Annotated in this window: 3 protein-coding genes and 2 pseudogenes; all 5 read right to left on the reverse strand. The window is 57.3% G+C overall.

From position 1 onward, the window contains the following. Positions 1-203, reverse strand: a pseudogene (locus tag MVK46_RS05240) (glucanase); the annotation flags it as partial. A gap of 45 nt (positions 204-248) precedes the next feature. Continuing rightward, positions 249-746, reverse strand: coding sequence for a hypothetical protein (locus MVK46_RS05245; protein ID WP_297535592.1), 498 nt, complete (start codon positions 744-746; stop codon positions 249-251). Then, entirely contained in the window at positions 746-3250 is a 2505-nt protein-coding gene (locus MVK46_RS05250; RefSeq protein WP_297535593.1) for a hypothetical protein, read from the reverse strand. The genes MVK46_RS05245 and MVK46_RS05250 overlap by 1 nt, the downstream gene beginning before the upstream one ends. A gap of 49 nt (positions 3251-3299) precedes the next feature. Continuing rightward, positions 3300-3746, reverse strand: a complete 447-nt coding sequence (locus MVK46_RS05255; RefSeq protein WP_297535594.1) for a hypothetical protein — start codon at positions 3744-3746, stop codon at positions 3300-3302. Positions 3747-4378: 632 nt separating this feature from the next. After that, positions 4379-4765, reverse strand: a pseudogene (locus MVK46_RS05260) (transporter); the annotation flags it as partial.

The raw sequence follows: 4765 nt of genomic DNA on the forward strand, positions 1-4765 counted from the left end.
GCGCCGAGAGTGTCCACGTGGCCCGCTATAACCAGTTCGGGCTCCGGGTGATTGTAGGCGAGAAGTGCGCCCTTGTTGGTGTACCTCGTCTTTATTCCAGCCTTGTCGAGCTTTCTCTCGATGTGCGCGAGGACCTCCCTCGTGTAGCCGGTCGGGGACGGAATCTCCAGAATCTCTTTCAGAATCTCGACGACGCGCTCCATACGAACCACCATTAAAAGAGAAATCGAAAGGGATAAAAAGCTATCTCAGAAGACCCAGAGCCTCGCTTCCCTGTACTCCCCGAAGGGCATCGTCAGGAGGAGCGGCTTTATCTTTTCGAAGGTCTCCGTTGGGACGTAGAACTTCACAGAGCCGTTGGGGGCTTTAAGCTCGACCGGGGTCTGGCCGTTGGCCTCGTTGCCGAGGAAGCTCTTTCCGCGCTTTACGGAGGTCTCCTCAATCCTCGCCACGAAGCTTTTCTCGCTCCCCCTCGCGTAGTCATCGGCGCGCTCTATGAAATCGGGCGGAAGCTCAAGGGAGGAGAGGTACCTCTCGACGGCTTTCCGATACTCCTGACCCGCCTGGAAGGCGACGTACATGGAGAGGTTCGCCCCTCCGTACATGAGCCCCCTGTTCAGGGCGTCGCCCCATGTTCCCTCCTTCATTCTGATGTAGTAGACCTTGTCGCCAATCACCGCCCAGACGCCAAACTTGGGCTTTCCCCTCACTATCTCCTGAACGGGAACTATCAGCTGGGCCTCCATCAGCCTGCCCCCTGAACCTCGAAGTTGTAGAACGAACCGTCGGCCCCTAAACCGAGCACCCGCGTCCAGTTCCACTCCGGTCTGTGGTCGAAGGTGAACCTCACCAGCGGCGCCGGGAGGTAGAGGTTCTTCCTGAAAGCGAATTCGTAGGCCTGTTTCTGGTCGTTCCAGGCGTGCTGGTAAAGCCCCAGCGTCCCGTCGCTGAGCGACAGCGCTATGAACTCATCCTGGTCGTTGGCCCCGTAGAGACCGACCGCGTTCGGAACATCGAGGTAGGGGCCTTTCTCCACGCTCACCTTACCGCTGGAGTAGTCCGGCGCGAGGCCGTAGAGCTTGCCGTTCGAGTAGGCGAGAAGTTCGTCGAGGTACCAGTAGTGGTAGGCGCCGATTAAGTCCACGCGGTCGTCAATCCGGTAAACGTTTGTGTCGTCCTTGTAGTATCCAACCGGGTTGGGGAGGAGGTAGGTGCCCTCGTCGGTTAGAACGACGACGAACTGGTCGGCTATGTAGGGGTTGACCTCCCATATCCGGCCGGGCAGGCTGTAGACCCTCGGCTCGACCGTTACGTTCGCCTCCCCGTTCCACATCTTGGAAGCTGTATCTGAATTGTAGATGTAGACCCTCAGCTCGCTCCCCTTCCACGCGAAGACAAGGTAGCTCGACCAGAAGCTCTGGGCAACTATTCCAGAGGCGTTGAAGTCGTAAACGGCGTCGCCCATGAAGGTGTACCATTCAACATCGTCGCCGACGTGCCTATTCAGGCCCATGAGGATGTGGAGCCTTCCGTTCTGGTCAACCATGACGGCGTAGTCCCCGTTTGGAAGGGAGTAGTAGAGCCTCGCCTTGGCTGGGAGTAGGATTAGGTCGACGGCGCCCGTGTCGTGGGGGTCAATGCTGGGTTTATCGGTCGTTCCGTCGAAGAAGTCTGAGTCCCAGGGGACTATGCTGAGAACCTTGTTCTCATAGACCAAGAAGACGACCGAGTCGTAGCCGTAGGGGAAGTAGTACAGCCTGCCCAGCTTCGGCGTTATCTTTATTCCGCGGTAGCTGTAGCCATCTCTGGTGTAGATGAGGCCCTCGACGGTGTAGGCGTTCTCAAGGAATCCGTTCAGACTGCTCGCCGAACCGGCCGGGGTCGGTGGGGTGGAGGTCTGGGTTTCCGTTCCCGTTTCCCCCGAGCCTTCGGAGGTTCCCGACGTCCCGGTTTCGTTTGAGGCCGTTGTCCCCCCGCTCTGGCCCGCCGTCAGGTTGGCGGCGAACTTGTAGTAGTTGCCGTTTTCGTCCCAGAGCACAACCGTCGTGTCGGCGTATGGGTAGGAGCCTTCGAACCACTTCGCCCCGGCCGGAAGCTGGACGTAGCCAATAAGCTCGAGGTTCGTCCTCCCGAGGCTGACGTCGTAGAATGCCATCTCATTTCCTTTAACGGCCGTTACGTCAACGTCACCCGACCTGACGTACACCTGAACCCTCTCAAAACCCCTCAGTGGATAGCTTGCCTTCTCCTTCACCTTCCCCTTTGAGACTCTCATTACGAGGACGGCGCTTCCGTTGTAGAGCGCTACGTAGTCGTAGTCCTCGCCCGTGTCCAGCGACACCTGCCTGGCATTCGTCTCTACCGTTCCGGTGATGCCGAGGCCTCCCGGACCGTCGGCGATGTTGATGATGTACAGCTTTCCTCCGCTCAGGACGTAGATTCCCTCGCCCCCAATCAGGACGTCTTGTATCGAATCGAACTTGAATTCTTTAGCCTTGGGTTTGCTCCCCTCCCCGCGGGCGAGTTTCGATGCCTCCTCAGCGGTCATCCCGATGACGTAGGCCTTGTCCTTGCTCCAGGCGACGTAATAGACGTACTCATCTCCACTGTCCGAGCCGGCAACGACCTTTTCAACTCCAAGCGGCCAGGTTTCGTGAACCTTTATCTTCTTGAAGTAGGCCACCTTCGGTTTGTCCTCCGGCCACTTCTGGTACTCGTCTGTGTCGTAGGAGATGAAGTGGAGGGTTCCGTCTTCGGACACGACGAGTATCGAGCCTGAAGGGCCCCCGAGGGTGAAGTCAACTCCCTTCACGGGCACGTCGAGGACGATGAAGGGATATGCCCTCAGGGTGCCGTCCTCGTAGGCGTAGGAAAAGCTCTCGTCGGCGTACTGGTAGACGTAGAGGTTTCCGCCGGAGTAGAACATCGGGGCGTAGTCGAAGCGCGTGTTGTACGCGTTGCCGTTGCTGACCCACGATGAGCCGTCAACGTAGACCTTTATTCCAACCCAGTTTCCACTGAGCAGTTCGACGTGCCCCCTGCCGGCTATCTCCTCAAGGCTCGTTACCTTCTCTGAAGTTCCGGTTGACGTCTCCACGGTGCCGCTGGTGGTGGTTTGGCTTCCACCGGTCGTCCCCTGGGTTGTCAATGGAGGACTCGTACTTGACGTGGGTTTCTCTGTTGTTCCCCCCGTGCAACCGGCCACCAGCACAATGGCGACCAGCACCAGCACGAGCACGATTCTTTTCATACAACCACCTCCTGAAGCAGGAAAAAAGGAAAGGCTGACCCGCGGCTTATCATACAATCTGGCCCTCCCTCTCGACTAATCTCTCGTAGTTGGCCTCGGTCATGCGAATCTTGACCCTGTCGCCCTCCCAGAGGGTCAGCTCCCTCCTTTCGATTGTGTCCTCCTCCCTGCGGTAGTCGAACCATCCCCCTTCTTCTTCCTCTTCGTACTCGTCGTAGGGCTCTATCTCGCGGTAGCACTTCACCGTGATTTTCTTCTTCCGGGACTTCCGGATTATTCCGACCTCGACTTCTTTGGCCGATACGTCCTCTATGACGAACCAGGCGGAGGTGCTGTACTTTCCTCCGTAGCGGGACTCGGCTTCAATTTCGACGCCGTAGTGCCTGAGCTTTTCCCACTTTTCCGCCAGCTCTTCCGCGCGTATCTTGAAGGTCTTGTGGCGTATGGACTTAACAAAACTCGAAGCGGCGCTTTTCAGGGAGTCCATAAACCCCATTTAACTCACCCCACGTACCTCCAAGCCCTTTCCAGACCGAAAAGAGCTTCAGCCTGCGGCTGGACAGAACCGTCAGAACCGCCGTACAATGCGGCAACCCCGACGGTTGCAAGAGGATTCTCTTCAACCCGCAAACAAGGGAGAACTCCAAACGGAGAATCTGCGACGGGAAGGAGCGCCCCCACGGGAAGGCCGAGAAGAGCGGTTTTCGCCCTCCGTTGCTTAATGGAACTCGACCAGTAACCTGGGGACGAATTGTAACGGTGAGTTCTGGAAGGTGGCGGAGAATCCGTGAACCTGAAGGCGTGTGAGCTGGAGAACCCCAGCTTCAGTCCCCAATCAACTCTGGAACGCAGCAGCTCATCGGAAGGGTGCTCAAGAAACCGCATTAAAGCGGATTCGGGGTCTGGGCTATCTTCGTCGTTTCTCGGGGCCATCTCACGCCCCGGTTCCCTTGTGCATCCAGCGTAAACCGCCCCGGCGGCGGTCCCTAGAACAATCAAAAGGGCAACCGCCACCGCGAGTACCTTCCTCATGGGAGGCCCTCCAAAGAACCGAAAGGGTACCCGGGCTTGTATTAGCTAAACTTTGCGTTGGGGGTATATTATTCTTTCCTTAGGATTCCCTAATTCTCAAATCAGAAAGCGTAAGGCGACGAAGAGTGAAATGACGATGAGTGTCAGCACAAATGTTACGCTTATGGCCTCTTCCGCCTTGAGCCTGTATTGAGCCAGAATCGCGTTGGCCGCTATCGCTGGGGGCATGCTCGCCTCGACGAGAACCGAGTAAAAAACCTCCGGCTTCGCCCAGCGGAGGGTGAGGAAGACGAAGACGAAAGGAATCGCAATCCTGAAGGCTCCAACCTCCAGGAGCTTTCTCACCTCAAAGGCCCTCAGCGTTATCCTCGAGCCGAAGTAAATCAGGAGGAGAGGTATGCTGAGCCAGCCGACTGTTTTTATCGGTTCAATGATTTCAGCGGGGAGCCTTACTCCAGCAACCATGAGCGCCAGAGCTATGAG

This window comes from Thermococcus sp. (assembly GCF_027066465.1).
Lineage (GTDB): Archaea > Methanobacteriota_B > Thermococci > Thermococcales > Thermococcaceae > Thermococcus.